Annotated in this window: 2 rRNA genes; both read right to left on the reverse strand. The window is 40.4% G+C overall.

Annotated elements, in window-relative coordinates:
- Positions 1 to 786: 786 nt before the first annotated feature.
- Positions 787 to 902 (reverse strand): 5S ribosomal RNA (gene rrf / locus BM739_RS19805).
- A 181-nt stretch (positions 903 to 1,083) separates the two neighbouring features.
- A 23S ribosomal RNA gene (locus tag BM739_RS19810) occupies positions 1,084 to 1,172 on the reverse strand; the annotation flags it as partial.

The raw sequence follows: 1,172 nt of genomic DNA on the forward strand, positions 1-1,172 counted from the left end.
TTCGCGCTTCGCGCGATGAATTTAACTGCTTTGTAAAAGACTTAAACTCTTCCACTTAAATCTCAATGCGGCATTCAATTTTAGTTCAACATGGTGAAATAATCGAAAAATAAACCACATTATTTTAAGAGCTGGCGCCTTAATACTCATAGCAATCACTGTCAGGCTTAAAAACACCAATCTGAAACAGCCTACTGGCCAACTAACGCTAAAGTTGTTAGCAATAAGCCTATTATATTTTGACCAGGAACATAGAGAATTGATCGCAGAAAGTAATCCAATCGGAAAAGAGTAGAAAACATCAAACCTGCTGGTTTATGGCCCTGACCTTACGTTCGAAAGCCTTAGTTGGCCGCTAAATAAAGGTATCCAGCAAAAACATCAAAATATTTCAGCTTATATTGCGTCGCATGATCTCATCTGTTTTATAAAGAGCGTGATCGAAAATGGCCAGTCACATTAGTTACGGGCTATCAGAGCTCACCAAACAGACATCACAGCTTTCTGTCACTGGATGCAGATCTAAAATCTAATACGAAAACAGCCCTGACTATTAAGTCAGGGCTTTATCGACTCTCTAATGAGAGACATTCGGAACTTAGCGAAGTTTATTTGCGGATAAATCCTCAGCGCTGCATGTCTGTATATATGTTGCTTTATAAACACAGACATTACAGCCTACTTTCACATGACTTTCACATGGCATATGACGCTCAAATGACAAACACAAAAAAGCCCGTTACATCAGTAACGGGCTATCTGCTCTCTTTAAAAGAGAAATTAGGCGCTTGGCGATGACCTACTTTCACATGGGGAGACCCCACACTATCATCGGCGCGATTGCGTTTCACTACTGAGTTCGGGATGGGATCAGGTGGTACCACAATGCTATTGTCACCAAGCAAATTCTTGCTTTATCTACCGCAAATGCAGTAAGTAATAATTCGGAAATCTGATAACTCTTTCGAGATTTTTTGAGTTCGCACTTCATTAAGCGCTATATATTCTTCACTAAGCCTTACCTTTAGCAGTAAGTAATAAATCTAGTTACCATCAACTCAGATAAAAACTCATCTGGGTTGTATGGTTAAGCCTCACGAGTCATTAGTACAGGTTAGCTCAACGCCTCACAACGCTTACACACCCTGCCTATCAACGTCCTAGTCTCGAAC

This window comes from Shewanella sp. UCD-KL21, assembly GCF_001957135.1.
Taxonomy (GTDB): domain Bacteria; phylum Pseudomonadota; class Gammaproteobacteria; order Enterobacterales; family Shewanellaceae; genus Shewanella.